Genomic DNA, 17,948 nt, shown 5'->3' on the forward strand with positions numbered 1-17,948 from the left:
GCAACGCGAGCCCGGCCAGCCGCCTAGAGGAACGTAAACGACAAGATCAGAGCCCTGTGCGCAGACTCTGCCTGCGCACAGGACCTTTCGAGAGTTCAGCGAGTGGACAGGGTCGCGTACAGGTCGAGGCCGACCGTGACCGGCCCAGTCCCGTTGTTCTTGAGAACGACCGTGCCGTCAGGCCGTACCGGAGCCAGCACAAACCCCACCCGATCCAGCCCGTCCGCACGGTACTCGACCACGGTGACCGCAGAGCCGACGAGTTCGACCGCGCCCGTGCCCGTGGTCCCACGCGCGGTGACGGTGAGCCCGAGCGCCGACGGGCCCTGCTGCGGCCGGTACGTGTAGGAGCCTCCCCCCGGGATGGTCACATCACGCGCGACGGGAGCCGCGCGGACGGCGTTGACGACCCACCCGCGCTGCGCCGCGGTGTAGTAGCCGGTCAGGTCGACCGTGACCTCGACCGGAGACCCACCCAGGTTGTGAATGTTGATCTTCTTGCCAGCCCCAGGCTTCACGATGGTGAAGAACTGGGTCGGGGTGTTGGCCACGTACTCCGCGTTGGCCTCGACGGGATAGACGTCCCCGGAGGGATACATCCGTACGGTTCCCCCCGCAGTGCTCTTCAGCCGCACCCCGAGCGCCACCTCGTCCACGCCGGTAGCCGGAAGGCCGCTCGTGGCGAGCTCGTAGTTACCCCATGCGGGTACGGAGATCCGGTTCGCGAGCCGCGTGGGAGGCGACGCCACGTACGTTCCGCCGATCGTGGCGACCGCATGGTCGAGCGTGTAACCGTGCACGTCGAGGTAGAGGGTGACCGGCTGGGTGCTCCGGTTCGCCACCAGGATCTTCCCGTCGGATCCGACCTTGGCGAACACGAGCGTGGAGGAGACATGGGTGCTGTCGTAGCTGACCGCGTTCCCGTCCGGCGCCGTGTCGCCGCTGGGGTAGACCGCGATCGCCCCGTTGTTGAACCACGCCCCACGGGCGCTGATGTTGAGGGCGACGGAGGCGAGGCCGGTGGCCGGTAGGCCCGCCACCCCGGCGACGGGCACGGACATCGTGGAGTTCGCGCTGACCTGGACGTTGTCCAGGATCCGGGCGCGCTGGTCGAAGTACTGGCCGGGTCCCGGCCGCGGGATCACCCCGAGGGCGGCGTCGTCGAGCTGGATCCTGGGCGTTCCCTCGATGGGCTTTCCTGTGTCCTGGAGCTTCGCCAATAACTCGGCGATCGGAGCCTGCGGGAACTTCTGCCGCAGGACGGCGAAGGCACCGGTGACGTGGGGGGTGGCCATGGAGGTGCCGCTCATCGGCGCCCACTGGTTGCCGGGGATGGAGGAGACGATGTCGGAACCGGGTGCGAAGAGGTCGAGCAGCGGGCCCCGGTTGCTGAAGTCGGAGATCTCGTCCTGCTTGGTGGTGCTGCCGACGGCGACGGCTGACGACACGCAGGCGGGCGCGCTGACCGCGTCCGGGTAGCCCCTGTTGCCCGACGCGACGACGGTGGCCACCCCTGCCGCCAGCAGCTTGTCGATGGCCGCCTTCCGCGGGTCGCTGTCGCACGGTGCGGTGAACAGGCCGCTGCCCAGGCTCAGGTTGGCCGCGACCAGCGGGGTGCCGGACTCGCGCAGGGATAACACCTTCTCCATGCCGGCCAGCTGGGCGCTGGTGAAGCTCAGCACGCACGGAGCCTCGCCCACGCCGCAGAAGTCCTCGGATTCGAACCTGCTGAAGATCTGAACGGCCACGATGTTCGCGGCCGGGGCGACGCCGCTGCCGGGCGCCCCCGCCACCCCCTGCGCGTTGCCCGCGGCGATCCCGGCCACGTGCGTGCCGTGAGCGCAGTCGAGGCTGGCGCACGGGCCGGTGTCGGAGTCGGCCGATCCGGGCCCCTCCTGCTGCGGGGTGCCGTTGGGGCACAGGCTGGTGGCCTCGTAGTCGGGATCGGCAGGCGAGAAGCACGCCTCGGCCACGACGCGTCCTCCGAAGAAGGGGTGGTGCGTCGCGACACCCGTGTCGAGTACGGCGACAGCCGTACCCTTCCCGGTCAGCCCTGCCGCCCGCGTACGGTCGGCGCCGATCAGCGGGATGCTGTCGGCCAGCACCGGCGGGCTCGGCTTGTCCTCCGTCACGCTGACCACGCCGGACTGTGCTGCCAGCCGTTCAAGACCCGCCCTGTCCACGCGCAGCGTCACGATGGGCAGCCTGGCCAGCGTCTGCAACACCCGTCCCGCCGCGACCGAGCCGGCCGCGGCCGGCAGGTCGGCGCGGGTGGCCGTCACGACGTTCACGCGTACGGTGTGACCGTTCGCGACCTTCGCCGTGAGGCCCGGGTCCACCCACGGACCGGCCGCGGCCGCGGCCGGCACTCCTGTGATGAACCCTGGCAGGAACAGGGCCGCGATCGATACGAGTACGGCCAATCCCGCCCCGGCTCTGGTCCAGCGACGTCGCCTCATGCCATTCCCTTCGGGCGTCCACCGATTTGGCACCAAGAAGAACATGGGGAGGGGTTTGTCGGCCTCTAGCCGCGGGTTGAACTTCGGACGCCGCCGTGGTTGGCCGCAGTTGATACAGGGGTTGCAAAAGATCACGCTGTGACTCAGGTTTAGGAAAGAAAGCAACAAGGGGTGTAAAGGGTTCAACTCAGAGGCGGAGGACGTGGGGACTCCCAAGACGTACCGTGACGCCGTGCGGCGACGGATCTACTGGCTGGCGCGGACCGATCCGCGGCTGATCGACGGACTCCTGGCAACGGTGGGCTTCGCCTTCTCCTTACGCGTTGTGCTCGACCATTACCCTGCCGGGCCGCGCCCGTTCGATCTCGGCGGGCTCCTGCTCATGCTCATCGGCAACCTGTCGATCGCGTTCCGCAGGATCGCTCCAGCCACCGTCATGCTGGTCGCCTGCGCTACTACCGGCCTGAGCGAGGTGGCGGGGTACTGGCCGGCGCTCGGCCAGCTGGCGCCGCAGTTCGCGTTCGGGACGCTGGCCGCGTTACGCCCGCGCCCGATGGTGCTGGCCGGAACGGTCGTGCTCGCACCGATCATGATCTACAGCAACCTGAACACCTGGCCCAACGCCGCACCCGACGTCATCGTCATGACGCTGATCTGGATCGCGGTCCTGTGGGCGTTCGGCGACGGCGTCCGGCGGCTGGGGGAGCGCAACCGCCAGCTCGTCGACCGCAACGAACGCCTGGCCCACCTCACCGACCTGCTGGACCAGGAGCACCGCGAGCGCGCCTCCCGCGCGCTGCTCAACGAACGTGTCCGGATCGCGCGGGAACTGCACGACATCGTCGCGCACCACATGGCGGTGATGGCCGTCCAGGCGGAGCTGGCGGGATATGTGTTCACCAGCGACCCGGAAACCGCCCGGCGATCGCTGGTGACCGTGGCCGAGACCGGGCGGGTGGCGTTGTCGGAGATGTACCACCTCCTGTCGGCGCTTCGTCCCGACCCCGGCGAGCCGGAATCCGGCTATCACCCGCCACCTGGCCTGAGCGGGATATCGGAGCTGGCAGAACGCGTCGAGGCCGCCGGTGTGCCGGTCCGCGTGATCGTCCTGGGCGCTCCCCGCCCGCTGCCCCAGGGGCTGGACCTGTGCGCCTACCGGGTGATCCAGGAGTCGCTCACCAACGTGGTCAAGCACGCGGGGGAGGCCACCGCGACCGTGTGCATCGACTACCGGCCCGCTTGCCTGGACGTGTTGATCACCGATTCCGGCGATGCCGCAGAGGGATCCGGGAGTCACGGCCACGGCCTGCTGGGCATGGCGGAACGAGCGAAGATCTACGGAGGGACGCTGGTGGCCGGATCACTCCCGGGCGGCGGGTTTCAGGTACGGCTGACCCTGCCCCTCGCCGTCGGCGCGCCGCTCAGTCTGGCCGTCTCCTGATGCGGGTCCTCGTGGTGGACGACCACGAACTCGTGCGGGCCGGGCTCGCCGCGCTGTTGCGGGCCGCGCCGTCCGTCGAGGTGGTCTACGAGGCGGCGAGCGGCGAGCAGGCCGTCACCACCGCTACGGAGCAGCGGCCCGACGTCATCCTCATGGACATCCAGATGCCCGACATGGACGGCATCGCCGCCACCAACCGCATCCTGGCCAGCGCCTGCGATCCCATGCCCCGCATTCTGATCCTGACGACGTTCGACCTGGACGAGTACGTCTACGCCGCGTTGCTGGCCGGGGCGAGCGGCTTCCTGCTGAAGAGCACGCCCGCCGAACGCCTGTTCGCCGCGATCGACGCGGTGGCGGTCGGGGACCTTCCGTTCACACCCAGCATCACGCGCAGGCTCATCCGCCACTACATCCAGCGGCAACCGCTCGTCCTGCGGGCCGGAAGCGACACGGCGCTCACGCCACGGGAGCAGGACGTCCTGAGCCTGGTCGGGCACGGCCTGGCCAACGGCGACATCGCCGAACGCCTCCACCTGGCCGAAGGCACGGTGAAGTCCCACCTCCACCGCGCCATGACCAAGCTCAACCTGACCAGCCGCGCCCAGGCGGTGGCCTTCGCCTTCCAGAACGGCCTGGTCAGACCGTGAAGTCTCCGCCCAGGCTCTCACCTGGGGTTCTGTCGGGCGGCTGAGGCGGGCTGGAAGAACAAGACTGTTTTATGCGGATTTCTTCGTGCACGGTTGTCGCGTCCCCACCGATGCCGACAGGAGTCCAACATGTCCGAAACCGTGCCTCTGCATCTCGCGGGCAACAACGCGCCGGTCGCCGAGGAGGTGAGCCTGGAGCCGTCCAAGGTCGTCGGCGAGATCCCGGCCGAGCTGAGCGGCCAGTTCTTCCGCAACGGCCCCAACCCGCGCACCGGCTGGTCGCCGCACTCCTTCGCGGGCGACGGAATGATCCACACCATCGCGCTGGACGGCGGCAGGGCGCGCTGGTACCGCAGCCGGTACGTGCGCACGCCGCTGTACGAGCACCCGGGCCAGTCCCGCTTCGCCCTGGCCTTCGACCAGGAGACCAACCGGATCGACTACCGGGTCACCACGGCCAACACCCACCTGATCGCGCACGCTGGCCGGCTGTTCGCCCTGGAAGAGGGCGGCTTGCCGTACGAGATGACGGCGGACCTCGTCACGATCGGGGCGCACACCTTCGACGGGGTCCTGCAGACCCCGATGACCGCGCACCCGAAGACCTGCCCGATCACGGGCGAGCTGCTGTTCTTCGGCTACCAGCTGCGCCCGCCGTACCTGACCTTCTACCGCGCCTCGGCCGCCGGCGAGGTGGTGCAGAAGCGGGTCGTGGACGTGCCGCGCGCGACGATGATGCACGACTTCGCCATCACCCGCAATCACGTGATCTTCATGGACCTGCCGGTCGTCTTCGACCGCGCCCAGGCCGCCGCGGGCGGGGCGCCGTGGCGCTGGGACGACGCGCACCGCGCCCGGTTCGGTGTCCTGGCGCGTACGGCAGGCGACGACGCGCCCGTGCGCTGGTTCGACGTCGCCCCGTGCTACGTGTGGCACACCATGAACGCCTTCGAGGAGGGCGGCACGATCACCGTCACCGGCACCCGCGTCCCCACGCTGTGGCGCGGCGGCGCCGACGACCTGGAGGGCGGGCTCCCGGTCGTGTACCGCTGGACGCTGGACCTGAGGTCGGGCGCGGTCGCCGAGGAAGCGCTCGACGACGCGCCGAGCGAATACCCGCGCGTGGCCGGCTCGGTGCTCGGCCTGCCCCACCGCTACGGCTACACGACGAGCTTCTCCCTGGACGCCGAGCCCGAGCGGTCGGAGATCTACGCCTACGACCTCACCGGCGGCGGCGAACGCGCGGTGCACCGCCTCCCGCCCGGCCACACCTGCGGCGAGGCCGTCTTCGTACCCCGGGCCGGGACCAGCGAGAACGAGGGCTTCCTGATGACGTTCGCCCACGACCGCGGGGCTGGCACGAGCTACCTGGTGATCCTGGACGCCACCGACCTGTCCGCGCCCCCGCTCGCCGAAGTGCACGTCCCGGTGCGCATCCCCGCGGGCTTTCACGGCAACTGGATCCCGGTCTGATACCGCCGGCCCAGGACCCCGTACCAGATCATGATCGGCAGGTGGAGCGCGTACCCGAGCTGTTCCAGCTCCGCCGAGGATCCACCGGTCGTCCACGGAAGCGCGACAGCGGCCAGCCCCGCCAGCGCGGCGATCAGGCCGGTGACACGGAGCCTGGAGGGCAGGGGGACGCCGACCGCGGTGGCGGTGGTGGCGGCGACCCACAGCAGCCCGGCCAGGTTCACCCCCCACTTGGCGGTGAGCATGACCGCCGACGCCACGGTGGCGGCCGCCGGGGCCGTCGGACGGGAGGCCAGCTGGGTCAGGGCCAGGTTCCCCGCGTCGTGCAGCAGGCCCGCCAGCCCGGCACACGCCAGCAGGCCACCGCCCAGCGTCACCAGGTAGGACCGAAAGGTCTCGGTCCGGCGTGTGGTCATCAACAGCCCGGCCGAGGTCAGGGTCAGCCAGCCCAGCACGTCTAGGGCCAGCTCGGTCAGGTGGAGTCCGGCACGCTCGCCTACCGCGGCGAGCGCGGCGTCGGGGGCGGACGGATTCAGGGTCAACCCCGATGGCACCACGATGGCCGCACCGGCGATCATGGCTACCAACGACGTCAGCAGCAGCGCGCCGGTGAGCCGGTCCCGAGAGTTCAGATCGTTCATGGACGGTGACGGTAGAACCCTGACACAGGGACAAGGTCAACATGCCGAGAGGGACGATCATGTGGCGGATCGGGCAACTGGCGCGCATGGCCGGAGTATCCGAACGAACCCTGCGCCACTACGACAAGATCGGGCTGCTGGCTCCCGCCGCCGTCGACGGCGTCACCGGCTACCGCTGGTACGGCGTGGCCGAGCTGTCCAGGCTCGAACGCATCCGTGGGCTGCGGCGCCTCGGGCTGCCGCTGCGCCAGATCGCCGATCTCCTGGACGCACCCGACACACACGTACGGCAGGCGCTGACCGAGGTCGTGGCGAGCATCCGACGTGACATCGCCACGCTCGCCGCGACCGCGGCCCACGCCGAGGACCACCTCGCCACACCGACGTCGATCCTGCCTCAGCAGGCCGTGGTGGGCTCGCGCCGGTTACGCGTCCGCCGCCTGTGGGTCGACCATCCATCCGAACTGGCAAACATCTGCACCGCGTCGCCGGGCACCCTGCTGACCTGGCTGCGCGGGCACCCGGCGGGAGGGTTCGCCGCGGCTGTGACCGCGGGTGACGCTCGTGAGCAGCTGTCCCTGCCCTCCCGCACCGTCGTGCGCGCCATCGCGCCAGCCTCAGGAGGTGTGGTCCGCGCCGGACAGGAGCTGTTCGGCTGGCTCCACCGCCACCGCCTGGCCGTCACCGGCCCCACGGTGGAGGAGCACCTCGTCGACGCCGACGGCGCCCACGCCGTCGTCCTAGAAGTAACCGTGAATCTCCGCTGAAGGTATGTACGGCAGGCCATGGAGCGGGCGAGGGGCAGCCGGGCAGAAGCGGTCGCGCTCGGGCAGCACCCCGGTGGCGAGGAAGGAGTTCATCGCCTCGTCGGCGCAGCTGCCCAGCCCGGCCACGCTGTGCCCGCCCTGGTCGACCGTGATCATGACGGCCCGCCGTCCGAGCGCGGCACGCAGGCCGTGCGCGGCCACCAACGGCGTGATGGGATCGCGCGTGTTCTGCAGGATCAGCACGTTGCGCGGCCCGTGACCGGTGATCTTCACCGGCGGTTCCACGGGCCGGTAGGGCCACGCCGCGCACGGCCAGAGGTTCGACGGCATGCCCGCCGTCACCGGCCACGCCCGCCGGTCGGCGGCGACCTGCCGGGCGTGCAGCGCCACGCTGCGTGGCCAGGCGACGTCGTCGCAGACCACCGCGTAGAGCGCGGCGACGCGGTTGTCCGAAGGTGTCTGCGCCGAACGCAGCCGGTCCAGGCGCGTCAGGACTGCGGTGTCCAGGGGGGATCCCGAGACGGCGGCCGCGAGCTCCTGCCAGAGCTCGGCCATGAACGGGAAGAGGCCGTCGAGGTAGAGCCCCACGCGGGTGATCTCGCGCAGGGCGTTGCCGTCGAGGTTCGGCAGGGGCCGTTCGTCGAGGGCCGCGGTCAGCCGGTCGTAGGTGCGCCGCACCTCCTCCGGCGTCGCGCCGAGGTGGTAGACGGCGTCCCGCTCGGCCGCGAAGGCGAGGAGGTCGGGCAGACGCACCGCGATCGCCTCGTTCCAGGTTCGCCACATGTCCCGCCACACCAGGCCCGGGTCGACGGCGCTGTCCAGCACGATGCGATCGGCGCGTCCAGGAAACAACGAGATGTAGACGGCCGCCAGGTAGGTGCCGTAGGAAACGCCGTAGTAGGACAGTTTCCGCTCACCGAGCGCGGCGCGGATGCGGTCCATGTCCCGGGCCGTGTTGGCCGTGGTGATGAACGGGAGCAGATCGCCGGAACGTTCAGCGCATGCGGCCGCGGTGTCCCGCGCGAAGGCGACGTTGCGCTCGATGCCGCCATCCGGCGCCGGGTAGGGCAGCAGCAGGGTGAACTGCCTCTCGAGATCGAGGCCGCAGGTGACCGGGGTGCTGTGGCCGACTCCTCGCGGGTCGAAGCCGATCAGGTCGTACCGGTCCAGGACCTCGCGCGGCAGTACGGTCACCAGCTGGCTGGGCAGGTCCAGGCCGCTACCGCCCGGTCCGCCCGGGTTGGACAGCAGGATCCCGCGCCGCGCCCCGCCTCGCGCCGTGCTGATCCGGGAGATCGCGATCTCGATGCTCCGCCCGCGGGGCGCGCGGTAGTCCAGCGGCACCCGCAGCGTCGCGCACTGCTGGCGTGGGTCGCGCGTGGTGCCGCTCTGCGTCGGCGGGCACTCGCCCCAGGCGGGAGCCGCTGCCCCAGGCTCAGGGTTGGCAGTTGTGCACACCACCACGGTGGCCGCGGCGATGAACAGTCGCAGACCTAATCGCACGGGTACTCCTTGGTTCCGGTCATGACAGGCCTTGTGCTGCGGCGTCCGAGGTCAGTGCGGCCTGGACGATGCGGAGCGCCTCGCCCGCGTCGATGCCCACGCTGGCGATCACGGCCGCGTAGTCGGCTGCCGCCAGGCGCGCCCGTTCCCGCCCCTCCTCGCCGGCGGCCGACACGAACGAGCCCGCCCGCCCGCGCGTCTCGATCAGCCCCGCCTCCTCCAGCTCCCGATAGGCCCGGCCGACCGTGTTGACGGCCAGGCCGAGGTCGGCCGCGAGATGGCGGATGGTCGGCAGCCGGGCGCCCACGGCCAGCGTGCGGTCCTGGATCTGCCAGGCGAGCTGGGATCGCAGCTGCTCGAACGGCGGCACCGGCGAGGCGGTGTCGATGACGATCATCGTTGGATCATGGCCTGCCGCGCCACCGTCGCGGTCGACGGCGTCCTCGCGTGGAGCGCGATGCACGCGGCCAGGCTCAGGATGATGTAGGCGAACGCGGCGGCGCCCCACCAGCCGGGCGCGGTGCCGAACAGCACCACCGGCAGCGACCACTGCACGTTCGGCGTGGTGAGCTCGCGGGCGTCTTCGACGCGCATGATGACGTCGGCGGTCAGCGACTCCTCGTCCTCCGCCACGACCGGGAACCTGAGCAGGTGGCGCAGCTGCATGGCGGTGATGGCCGTCGCGCCGAGCAGGCCGATCAGCACGACGACGGCCAGCTGCCGCACGGTGGGGTCGGGAACGGCCAGGGCGCTCGCTGCCAGCACCATCGCGCCGGCCGACGTGACGACCGCGAAGACGGCGTACGGCCGGCCGAGCACGGACCGCCAGCCGGGGTGGATCGGATGGGCGGCCCTGCGCGACAGCGTCGCGCCCGCCCGCTGGTCGACGCGGCGCACCCACCAGTCGAGCAGCGACTGCGCCAGCAGCAGCCCGGCCACCACGGCGGCCAGCGCCAGCAGCGGTACCGGACGGCCGCCGAAAGCGGAGGCCGCCACGAGGGCGCTCACGATGATCAGTGCGGCGAGGATGACGTAAGCGGCGAGGCGGGCGCGTCTGCGGACCGCCAGCCGGCTGGCGAGCAGCGGGGTCGGGCGGGTGTCGGCCAGGTCGTGACTGGTCAGCCACTCACCTGCTAAGCGCAGTGCAGTGTCCGGTTCGCGGGTCATCGCGCCTCCTTTGTCGCAAGCTTTGTATCAACAGAGTGCGTCATACCTTGCGACAAAGTCAACGCCGTAGGTTGGTGGGATGGTCGAGGATGAGCTGACCGGCCCCTGGGAGGGCTTCGTTGCCGAACCGGCCGCTGGCGGCAGCCGTGCGGGTGTGCTGGTGTTGTCCGGGTCGAGCGGGCGGATCGAGCGGGAGCGGTGCCGCCTCTTCGCCCGTGCCGGTGTGATCGCGGTGTCGGTCAGGTGGTTCGGCGGGCCGGGGCAGCCGCCCGGCATCTGCGAGGTCCCGCTGGAGACCTTCGTCGCCGCGACCGAGCTGCTGCGGCAGCGGGGTGCCAGGCGTGTCAGCATTCTGGGGCTCTCCAAGAGCGCGGAGGCGGCGCTGCTCGTGTCCACCCTCTCCGGCTGCGCCGACGCCGTGATCGCGCTCGCTCCCTCCTCCGTCACCTGGGCGAACGTCGGTCCGGGCATGGACGGCAGGGACAGGCCGTACCGGTCAAGCTGGACGTGGCAGGGGCGGCCGCTGCCGTTCGTTCCCTATGCGGAGTCCTGGACGCCGAAGGAGCCGGAAGGCGAACCTGTGTCCGTTCTCGACTGGTATGAACGCAGCCTGGTGGTCTATGCGGACCGGGTGCCTGCCGCCGGGATCCCGGTGGAGAAGGGTGACGCGGAGCTGGTGCTGGTCGCGGGTGGCGCCGACCGGATGTGGCCGTCGCTGCGGTTCGCCCGCGAGCTCGCCGCCCGGCGCGAGGCGGTGCTCGTCGCCCGGGACGACGCCGGTCACCGGATCGTCTTCCCCGGAGAGGTCGCGCCGCCCCCGTCCACGCAGTTCGACCACGGTGGTACGCCGGAGGCGGCCGCGAAGCTGGGCGCGGCTGCCTGGCCGTACGTGATGGAGGCCGTCAGCCGATGATCTGTTCCAGGCAGTCGCGGAACAGGTCGTCGACCGTACGGCCAGGCTGGAAGTACTCGGATATCCCCGCGATGACCGTGGGGTAGGCCGCGGTGTAGGCGTCCAGGTCGAAGCCCTCCGTGTCGGGCGGCCCTCCGGGAGCCTGCTCCTCCAGGACGAAGCCGACCGTGAAGCGCTCCACCGTCAGAACGATCAGGCGCGCCTGGCGCAACGGCAGGCCGCGTTCCTTCAGCGTGCTCATCGCCAGCTCGGAGATCGCGGCCATCTTGAGCGACAGCTGGGAGGCGGAGATGACGCGGGCGCCGTCCGGATGGGCCAGCAGCGCCCGGCGCAGCCGTTCGGCAAGACCGACCAGCCAGTCCTGCCACCGCTCCTCCGGCTCGGGCGGCACCAGCTCGGGGAACTCCTGCTCCAGGATCGCCTCGGCGATCGCGGTGATCAGGGCCGCCTTGTTCGGGACGTGCCAGTAGAGGGTCGGCGACTGCACGCCGAGCCGGGTGGCGAGCTTGCGCGTGGTCACCCCGTCGAGGCCCTCGGCGTCCAGCAGTGCGACGGCCTCGCTCACGATCCGCTGCTTGTCCAAGGCCATGCGCTGACTCTATCAGTGCTAGAGTCTCTCTATCAGCGATAGAGAGGATGACCGATGAAAGCAGCGGTTCTGCATGAAGTCGGCGGCATTCCCCGCTATGAGGACTTTCCCGACCCGGTGCCCGGTGAAGGGGAAGTAGTGATCGAGGTCCTGGCGGTCGCGGTCGAGAACGTCGACAAGGTGATCGCGGCCGGGACGCATTACGCGAGCGAGAAGTTCATCGGCCACCTGCCGGTGATCCCCGCCTTCGACGGCATCGGCTCGCTGCCCGACGGCACCCTGGTCGGCTTCGGCCACCCCCGCCTGCCGTACGGCGCGCTGGCCGAGAGGACCGTCGTGCCGGAAGGGTCGTACGCGCCGATCCCGGACGGGATCGACCCGGCCGTGGCGACCGTGATGGGCTCGGCCATCACCGGCATGTCGGTCAAGACCGCCGCCGGGTTCGTCCCGGGGGAGACGGTGCTGGTGCAGGGCGCGACCGGGGTCGCCGGGCGGCTCGCGGTCAAGGTGGCCAGGCTGCTGGGCGCCGGGCGGATCGTGGCCACCGGACGCGACGACCGGCAGCTGGAAGAGGTACGGGCCATCGGCGCGGACACGGTGATCAACACCGCGGTCTCCGACGAGGCGCTGGCGCGGGCGTTCGCCGATGCCAAGGGCGACGGGTACGACGTGGTCGTGGACTACCTGTGGGGGCGGCCCACCGAGATCCTGCTGCGTACCCTGACCCCTGAGTCGTTCACGTTCGGCAAGCCCACCCGCGTGATCCAGGTCGGCGAGTCGGCCGGGGCAGGGCTCGCGCTCGCCGCCGAGAGCCTGCGCACCTCGGGGGTCGAGATCTACGGCGCGGCCAAGGGGCTGAGCCCGCAGACCATGGGCGAAGCGTACGGGCAGGTCGTGGCATGGGCGCAGTCCGGCGAGCTCACCTTCGAGGTGGAGAAGGTGCCCCTCAGCGACATCGAACGCGCCTGGCAGCGAACCGACCTCAAGGGCAGGCGGCTCGTCGTGGTGCCATGATGGAGGAAGAGCGCATGAGGGCGCTGCCGGTCCGCGGGCAGGGACTTTCCCACCTCAAGCACCACATCACTGCATCGGGCACGACCAACCTCTTTCCTGCCGGGCGAGCGGACCTCGGCGACGAAGGAGGTTGCGATGTCCGCCAACCCGAACCTGGAGTACTACAGGAAGCAGGCCAAAAGCCTGATTCGCACGTACGCCGAGGGCGATGCGGACGCCGGGACGCGCGTCGCTGAGGTGCTCCCGCCTGCTGGGGGTCGGGTCGGGCACGTTCGCCTCGCTGGCCGACTCCCTGCTCGCCGATCTGCGTCGTGACGATCCCGACGCGCTGCGCCGCCTGCGGGCCTGCGTGCCCAGGCACGCCGAGGCGACCTCCGCCGCCACCGCCGAGCTTCGCGACGCGCGGCTGGTCATCGCGCGGGAGCATGGCTTCCCCACGTGGCGGGAGTTCGCGGCGTTCGCCGACAGGTCCAGGCGCGACCTCGACGAGCGCCACGAGAGGCGCCGGCGGCTGCACCCCTATGCCGAAGCGCTGCGGGACGGCGAAGCAGAACGGCTGGCCGGGCTGACGGCCGAGCAGGCCGAGGACCTGCTGGGCATGCTCGCCGGTCCCGAGACCATCCCGGGCATCCGGCTCGGGGAGGAGCTCGGGGTGCCGCGCGCGGGTGTGGAGGTCCTGCTCGCCAAGGCCACCAGCCTGGACGATCCGCTCCTCTGGGCCGCCCGCGCGAACCGGGTCGAATACGTGCGCCTGCTGCTCGAAGCGGGCGCCGACCCCGCTTCCACGAAGTGGGGGAGCACCCCGCTGGAGGCCGCCATCCACCACGACAGCACGGGGTGCGTCGACCTGCTGGCCGAGCGCGGGATCGTCCCGGGGGCGCTGTGGACCTACGCGGCATGCGGACGGCTGGATCTCGTCCAGTCCTGTTTCGACAGCGACGGCAGGTTACGCCCGGACGCCGCGTCGTCACGCCCCGACCCGGCCGACGCCGGTCTCGGCCTGCCACCGCTGCTTCCGAGGACCGGCGAACCGGAGGAGATCCTCGCCGAGGCGTTCGTCCACGCCTGCCAGGCCGGGCGGGTCGAGGTCGTGCGGTGGTTCCTCGACTACGGCGTCGCCCCCGACAGCGCACCTTATTACGGGCGGACCGGCCTGCACTGGGCGGTCATGTCCGGCCATTTCGCCGTGGTCCGCCTGCTCCTGGAACGCGGCGCCGACCCGTCCCTCCGCGACGACCTCTTCCAGACCGACGTGGACGGCTGGCTGCACATCTTCCACGCCGGCACCCTGCACGAACCCGAGACCGAGCAGATCCACCGGCTTCTGCACGACTGAAGTTCCTTGGTAAGGTGGTGGGTATGGAGATCGAGGTCGACAGAAGCTAGCAGCCGAGCTGCCGCGTAGTCCCTCCTTCTCGCAGGTTGTGGTGTTGGTATCCCCCTGCCCGAGGTGCACCGGCATGTTCGGACCGTTTCCCGAACGCGTCGATCTTCAGTGAAGAGAACCTCATGAATTCCGCTATTACCCTGCACGACCTGACGTTTCAATGGCCCGACGGGACTGTCGCGCTGTCCGCGGTGAACGGCACGCTGGCGGCCGGCCGTACAGGACTGATCGGGCGTAACGGGGCGGGGAAGTCCACCCTGCTCCGTCTCGTCACCGGTGCCCTCGCCCCGACCGCAGGGCGGATCGTCGTCTCCGGTGAGGTCGGGTACCTGCCGCAGACGCTCACCCTCAGCCACGACCTGACCCTTGCCGGGCTGCTCGGCATCGACGGTGTCCTCGCCGCCATGCGGGCGATCGAGGACGGTGAGGTGGACCAGGAGCACTTCGACGTCATCGGCGACGACTGGGATATCGAGGCGCGCGCCGACGAGGCGCTGCACCGGATCGGGTTCACCGCCGCCGACCTCGACCGGAGCGTCACCAGCGTCTCCGGCGGGGAGGCGATGCTGATCGCGATCACCGGGCTGCGCCTCCGGCGTACCCCGATCACGTTGCTCGACGAGCCCACCAACAACCTCGACCGGCCCACCAGAGCCCTGCTGGCCGACCTCGTGGACGACTGGCCTGGCACCCTCGTCGTGGTCAGCCACGACCTCGAGCTCCTGGAGCACATGGACCACACCGCCGAGCTGTACGCCGGGCGCCTCACCACGTTCGGCGGGCCGTACAGCGCCTGGAAGGAGAGCCTGGAGCTGGAGCAGGCCGCCGCCGTCCAGGCCGCGCGCTCGGCCCAGCAGGCGCTCAAGGTCGAGAAGCGGCAGCGCATCGAGGCGGAGACCAAGCTCGCCCGCCGGGAACGTACCGCCAAGAAGACGCAGAACATCCCGAAGATCCTCGCCGGGAACCGGGCCAGCAAGGCCCAGGTCTCGGCGGGGGCGATGCGGTCGACGCTCGACGGCAAGGTCCAGTCCGCGCAGGCGGCCGTGGACGCCGCCGACGCGCGGGTGCGCGAGGAGGAGCACATCCACCTCACGCTGCCCGACCCGGACGTCCCGCGCGGGCGACGGCTCGCCGTCCTTCGCGCACTCGGGCGCGAGATCGTCATCCAGGGTCCCGAGCGGGTCGCGCTCGTCGGGCCGAACGGGTCGGGGAAGTCGACGCTGGTCGAGGAGCTGGTCCAGGGGCGTGGGGGTGGCGAGCTGCTCACCGATCGCGTCGGCTACCTGCCGCAGCGGCTCGACGGGCTCGACGACGGGGCGAGCTCCATCGAGAACGTCAGGTCCGTCGCGCCGGAGACGCCGCCGGGGACGATACGCAACCAGCTCGCCCGTCTGTTGCTGCGGGGGAGCAGCGTCGACCGGCCGGTCGGCACGCTGTCCGGCGGCGAACGGTTCCGGGTCTCGCTCGCCAAGCTGCTGCTGGCCGAGCCGGCGCCGCAGCTGCTGATCCTCGACGAGCCGACCAACAACCTCGACCTCGCGAGCGTCGAACAGCTCGCGGAGGCGCTGGACGCTTATCGCGGAGCCCTTCTGATCATCAGCCATGACCAGGTCTTCCTCGAGCGGATCGGCATCGACACGGTTCTCGCGCTCGGGTGAGGTGTGGCGGACCGGCGCTCGAGCAGGGCAGGATGAGCGTTGTGATCATCGAGGATCTGTCCGAGCCGGAGCTCGCCGTCTGGGAGGCGTTTCCCACAGCCCGTCCGGTGGATCTTTCCGGCTCCGCCGTACGGGCTGAGATCCTCGCGAGGATGCTGCTCGGCACCCTTGCCGGGCAGCTGCACCTGTCCGGAGCCCGGATCACCGGCCGCCTGGACCTGTCGTACGCCGAACTACCCCGCCCGCTGATCCTGACCGGGTGTGAGTTCGAGGAAGCGCCGGTCCTCACCGGAGCCCGCACCGGCCTGATCAACCTCGCCGCCTCCCGGGCGCCCGGCCTCCAGGCGACGGACGCGGCGATCAGCGCCACGCTGCGCCTGGAGGACTGCCTGATCAGCGGCCCGATCCAGCTCGCCGGAGCCCACGTCTCCGGCACGCTCAACCTGAACGGCGCAGCCATCCACGCCCTCCACGCCGACGGCCTGATCGTCGACCGCGACCTCCGGTGCGTGAACGCCGTCATCGACGGGGACATGCGCGTCGCGGGCGCCAGGATCGGCGGCTCGATGACCCTCGACGGCGCACGGATCGGGCGCTCACTCACCGCAGAGGGAATCGTCATCGACGGCGGTCTGTCGTGCGCCCGCCTCCACTCCAGCGGTGAGCTGAGCGTGCAGGAGGCCCGGATCGGGCGGCGGTGCGTGTTCAGCGGCGCCCGCCTGTCCAACCCCGAAGGCGTAGCCCTGAACGCGGAGCGGCTCACCGTCGAAGGCGCGCTCGTCATCGACGACGGCTTCACGGCCGAAGGCGAAGTCCTGTTACGCGGAGCCCGCGTGGCCGGTTCGCTCCGTTTCGCGCAGGCGACCCTCACCAACCCGGGACGACGCGCGCTGAACGCACCGCTGATGGAGATCGGCAGCGGAATGCGCGCCACACCTGATTTCGTGGCCGACGGGGAGATCTTCCTGGACTCCACCCAGGTGCGCGGATCGGTCAACTTCGACGGCGCCAAACTGTCCAACCCGGACGCGACGGCTCTTTCCCTCCGGCGACTGGGAGCCACCGGCTGGCTCAGCTGCAGCAAAGGCTTCCGCGTCGACGGCGAGATCGTGCTCATCAACGCCCGGGTCGAGGGCAGCGTGGCGTTTCACGGCGCTGCGCTGAGCAACCCCGGCAGGCGTGCCCTGTCCCTGTGGGAGACGACCACGGGCGGAAGCCTCGACTGCTGCGAAGGCTTCACCGCCACAGGAGACCTCTCGCTCAGAAACACCCAGATCGCCGCCACCCTGTGCCTGGCCGAGACGACCATCGACGGTGACCTCCACCTCGATGGCGTCGAAGCAGCCTCACTGAAGATCGGCCCGCGAACCGTCCTGCGGGGGACCGTCGACCTGCGCCACAGCCGGGTCGGCGTCCTCGACGACGTCCCCGGCCAGTGGCCCGCACGCGTCCTGATGAACGGCTTCACCTACGACAGCCTGGAAACCCCCCTCCCCGTCCAGGACAGACTCGCCCTATTGGCCAAGGAGACCTACCAGCCTCAGCCCTACGAACAGTTGGGCGCCGTCTACCGCAGGCACGGCCACGACGAGGCCGCCCGTGACGTGCTCCTGGCCAAACAACGCCGCCGCCGGACGGGACAACGGCTCGGCGCGCGGTTGTGGGGATACCTCCAGGATTGGACCGTCGGGTACGGCTACCGCCCCTTTCGTGCCGCAGTGTGGCTCGCAGCCCTGCTCCTCATCGGCACGGTCATCTTCACCCTCGACCAACCACCAGCCTTCAAACCCGGCGAAGCACCCCCTTTCAACGCCTTCCTCTTCACCTTGGACCTGCTCCTCCCGATCATCAGCTTCGGCCAGGAGGGCGCTTTTGGGCCGCGCGGCCTGCAACAGTGGCTGGCCGCCGCATTGATCACTGCCGGGTGGATTCTCGCAACGACCATCCTGGCCGGCCTCACCCGCGCACTTTCCCGCCAGTAGCCACGAGGCAGGTACGGCTCATGGACTTCTTCACAGCGATGTCGATGACAGCTGTCACCTACCACCCATGACTGCTGCGTCTACGCCGAACCGCTCCAGCAGGCCAAGATCGAAGCATGACGAACGAGAACAAGAACACCAACTGGGCCCTCGGTATGGCGACCGGTCTGGCGGTCGGTATGGGTGTCGGCACCGCCTCGCACAACTTCCTGCTCGGCCTGATCCTCGCCCTGTGCCTGGGAGCCGGCCTCTCGGTCGCGCTGACCAGGAAGAAGCCCGAGACGGGCCAGGCATAGCAGGCCAT

Annotated in this window: 16 protein-coding genes; 10 read left to right on the forward strand and 6 right to left on the reverse strand. The window is 70.4% G+C overall.

Features of this window, described 5'->3' with window-relative positions; translation table 11 throughout:
- Positions 1-95 precede the first annotated feature (95 nt).
- Positions 96-2,459, reverse strand: coding sequence for a S8 family peptidase (locus ACIBG8_RS03440; RefSeq protein ID WP_397340875.1), 2,364 nt, complete (start codon positions 2,457-2,459; stop codon positions 96-98).
- 232 nt (positions 2,460-2,691) lie between these two features.
- Between ACIBG8_RS03440 and ACIBG8_RS03445 the strand changes: the two genes are divergently transcribed.
- The 3 genes from ACIBG8_RS03445 (at position 2,692) to ACIBG8_RS03455 (ending at position 6,023) form a co-directional block, all read left to right on the forward strand.
- The gene (locus ACIBG8_RS03445; protein ID WP_397340876.1) at positions 2,692-3,900 is read left to right on the forward strand and encodes a sensor histidine kinase; all 1,209 of its coding nucleotides are present in this window, start codon (positions 2,692-2,694) and stop codon (positions 3,898-3,900) included.
- The gene (locus tag ACIBG8_RS03450; RefSeq protein WP_397340877.1) at positions 3,900-4,550 is read left to right on the forward strand and encodes a response regulator; all 651 of its coding nucleotides are present in this window, start codon (positions 3,900-3,902) and stop codon (positions 4,548-4,550) included. Before ACIBG8_RS03445 ends, ACIBG8_RS03450 begins: the two co-directional genes overlap by 1 nt.
- A 129-nt stretch (positions 4,551-4,679) precedes the next feature.
- On the forward strand, positions 4,680-6,023 hold the full coding sequence (locus tag ACIBG8_RS03455) for a carotenoid oxygenase family protein (protein ID WP_397340878.1): 1,344 nt from the start codon (positions 4,680-4,682) through the stop codon (positions 6,021-6,023).
- Here ACIBG8_RS03455 and ACIBG8_RS03460 read toward each other — a convergent pair.
- The gene (locus tag ACIBG8_RS03460) at positions 5,999-6,664 is read right to left on the reverse strand and encodes a hypothetical protein (RefSeq protein WP_397340879.1); all 666 of its coding nucleotides are present in this window, start codon (positions 6,662-6,664) and stop codon (positions 5,999-6,001) included. The genes ACIBG8_RS03455 and ACIBG8_RS03460 overlap by 25 nt on opposite strands.
- A 41-nt stretch (positions 6,665-6,705) precedes the next feature.
- Between ACIBG8_RS03460 and ACIBG8_RS03465 the strand changes: the two genes are divergently transcribed.
- On the forward strand, positions 6,706-7,431 hold the full coding sequence (locus ACIBG8_RS03465) for a helix-turn-helix domain-containing protein (RefSeq protein ID WP_397340880.1): 726 nt from the start codon (positions 6,706-6,708) through the stop codon (positions 7,429-7,431).
- On the opposite strand, the gene ACIBG8_RS03470 is transcribed toward ACIBG8_RS03465, so the two are convergent.
- From ACIBG8_RS03470 to ACIBG8_RS03480, 3 genes are read right to left on the reverse strand one after another with little or no spacing between them, the layout of a single operon-like run.
- The gene (locus ACIBG8_RS03470) at positions 7,405-8,934 is read right to left on the reverse strand and encodes an alpha/beta hydrolase (RefSeq protein ID WP_397340881.1); all 1,530 of its coding nucleotides are present in this window, start codon (positions 8,932-8,934) and stop codon (positions 7,405-7,407) included. The two genes, ACIBG8_RS03465 and ACIBG8_RS03470, sit on opposite strands and share 27 nt — an antisense overlap.
- A gap of 19 nt (positions 8,935-8,953) precedes the next feature.
- Entirely contained in the window at positions 8,954-9,331 is a 378-nt protein-coding gene (locus tag ACIBG8_RS03475; protein WP_397340882.1) for a GntR family transcriptional regulator, read from the reverse strand.
- A complete protein-coding gene (locus ACIBG8_RS03480; RefSeq protein WP_397340883.1) occupies positions 9,328-10,101 on the reverse strand; it encodes a hypothetical protein in 774 nt (257 codons plus the stop codon). Before ACIBG8_RS03480 ends, ACIBG8_RS03475 begins: the two co-directional genes overlap by 4 nt.
- 79 nt (positions 10,102-10,180) lie before the next feature.
- Here ACIBG8_RS03480 and ACIBG8_RS03485 point away from each other — a divergent pair, with 79 nt between their 5' ends.
- Positions 10,181-11,014 (forward strand): acyl-CoA thioester hydrolase/BAAT C-terminal domain-containing protein, encoded by an 834-nt coding sequence (locus ACIBG8_RS03485; protein WP_397340884.1) that lies wholly within the window; start codon positions 10,181-10,183, stop codon positions 11,012-11,014.
- Here the strand turns inward: ACIBG8_RS03485 and ACIBG8_RS03490 are convergent.
- On the reverse strand, positions 11,004-11,603 hold the full coding sequence (locus tag ACIBG8_RS03490; RefSeq protein WP_397340885.1) for a TetR/AcrR family transcriptional regulator C-terminal domain-containing protein: 600 nt from the start codon (positions 11,601-11,603) through the stop codon (positions 11,004-11,006). The two genes, ACIBG8_RS03485 and ACIBG8_RS03490, sit on opposite strands and share 11 nt — an antisense overlap.
- A 54-nt stretch (positions 11,604-11,657) precedes the next feature.
- On the opposite strand from ACIBG8_RS03490, the gene ACIBG8_RS03495 reads away from it, so the two are divergent.
- The 5 genes from ACIBG8_RS03495 (at position 11,658) to ACIBG8_RS03515 (ending at position 17,940) form a co-directional block, all read left to right on the forward strand.
- Positions 11,658-12,617 (forward strand): zinc-binding alcohol dehydrogenase family protein, encoded by a 960-nt coding sequence (locus ACIBG8_RS03495; protein ID WP_397340886.1) that lies wholly within the window; start codon positions 11,658-11,660, stop codon positions 12,615-12,617.
- Between the two features lie 208 nt (positions 12,618-12,825).
- Positions 12,826-13,953: an ankyrin repeat domain-containing protein gene (locus ACIBG8_RS03500; RefSeq protein ID WP_397340887.1), complete on the forward strand. Its 1,128-nt coding sequence runs from the start codon at positions 12,826-12,828 to the stop codon at positions 13,951-13,953.
- Positions 13,954-14,126: 173 nt separating this feature from the next.
- Positions 14,127-15,662 carry an ABC-F family ATP-binding cassette domain-containing protein gene (locus tag ACIBG8_RS03505; protein ID WP_397340888.1) on the forward strand — a complete coding sequence of 512 codons (1,536 nt, stop codon included), beginning with the start codon at positions 14,127-14,129 and terminating at the stop codon, positions 15,660-15,662.
- A gap of 32 nt (positions 15,663-15,694) precedes the next feature.
- Positions 15,695-17,644: a hypothetical protein gene (locus ACIBG8_RS03510; protein WP_397340889.1), complete on the forward strand. Its 1,950-nt coding sequence runs from the start codon at positions 15,695-15,697 to the stop codon at positions 17,642-17,644.
- A gap of 116 nt (positions 17,645-17,760) precedes the next feature.
- On the forward strand, positions 17,761-17,940 hold the full coding sequence (locus tag ACIBG8_RS03515; RefSeq protein ID WP_397340890.1) for a hypothetical protein: 180 nt from the start codon (positions 17,761-17,763) through the stop codon (positions 17,938-17,940).
- Positions 17,941-17,948: the final 8 nt, after the last annotated feature.

The sequence above is a fragment of the Nonomuraea sp. NPDC050556 genome, from assembly GCF_044457355.1.
Classification (GTDB): domain Bacteria; phylum Actinomycetota; class Actinomycetes; order Streptosporangiales; family Streptosporangiaceae; genus Nonomuraea.

What these genes read in the sequence shown, in the direction of transcription:
- ACIBG8_RS03440 (WP_397340875.1), bottom strand. Translation starts at nt 2,459, where the DNA reads ATGAGGCGACGTCGCTGGACCAGAGCCGGGGCGGGATTGGCCGTACTC.
- ACIBG8_RS03450 (WP_397340877.1), top strand. Translation starts at nt 3,900, where the DNA reads ATGCGGGTCCTCGTGGTGGACGACCACGAACTCGTGCGGGCCGGGCTC.
- ACIBG8_RS03455 (WP_397340878.1), top strand. Translation starts at nt 4,680, where the DNA reads ATGTCCGAAACCGTGCCTCTGCATCTCGCGGGCAACAACGCGCCGGTC.
- ACIBG8_RS03460 (WP_397340879.1), bottom strand. Translation starts at nt 6,664, where the DNA reads ATGAACGATCTGAACTCTCGGGACCGGCTCACCGGCGCGCTGCTGCTG.
- ACIBG8_RS03465 (WP_397340880.1), top strand. Translation starts at nt 6,706, where the DNA reads ATGCCGAGAGGGACGATCATGTGGCGGATCGGGCAACTGGCGCGCATG.
- ACIBG8_RS03475 (WP_397340882.1), bottom strand. Translation starts at nt 9,331, where the DNA reads ATGATCGTCATCGACACCGCCTCGCCGGTGCCGCCGTTCGAGCAGCTG.
- ACIBG8_RS03480 (WP_397340883.1), bottom strand. Translation starts at nt 10,101, where the DNA reads ATGACCCGCGAACCGGACACTGCACTGCGCTTAGCAGGTGAGTGGCTG.
- ACIBG8_RS03485 (WP_397340884.1), top strand. Translation starts at nt 10,181, where the DNA reads ATGGTCGAGGATGAGCTGACCGGCCCCTGGGAGGGCTTCGTTGCCGAA.
- ACIBG8_RS03490 (WP_397340885.1), bottom strand. Translation starts at nt 11,603, where the DNA reads ATGGCCTTGGACAAGCAGCGGATCGTGAGCGAGGCCGTCGCACTGCTG.
- ACIBG8_RS03495 (WP_397340886.1), top strand. Translation starts at nt 11,658, where the DNA reads ATGAAAGCAGCGGTTCTGCATGAAGTCGGCGGCATTCCCCGCTATGAG.
- ACIBG8_RS03500 (WP_397340887.1), top strand. Translation starts at nt 12,826, where the DNA reads ATGCGGACGCCGGGACGCGCGTCGCTGAGGTGCTCCCGCCTGCTGGGG.
- ACIBG8_RS03505 (WP_397340888.1), top strand. Translation starts at nt 14,127, where the DNA reads ATGAATTCCGCTATTACCCTGCACGACCTGACGTTTCAATGGCCCGAC.
- ACIBG8_RS03510 (WP_397340889.1), top strand. Translation starts at nt 15,695, where the DNA reads ATGAGCGTTGTGATCATCGAGGATCTGTCCGAGCCGGAGCTCGCCGTC.
- ACIBG8_RS03515 (WP_397340890.1), top strand. Translation starts at nt 17,761, where the DNA reads ATGACGAACGAGAACAAGAACACCAACTGGGCCCTCGGTATGGCGACC.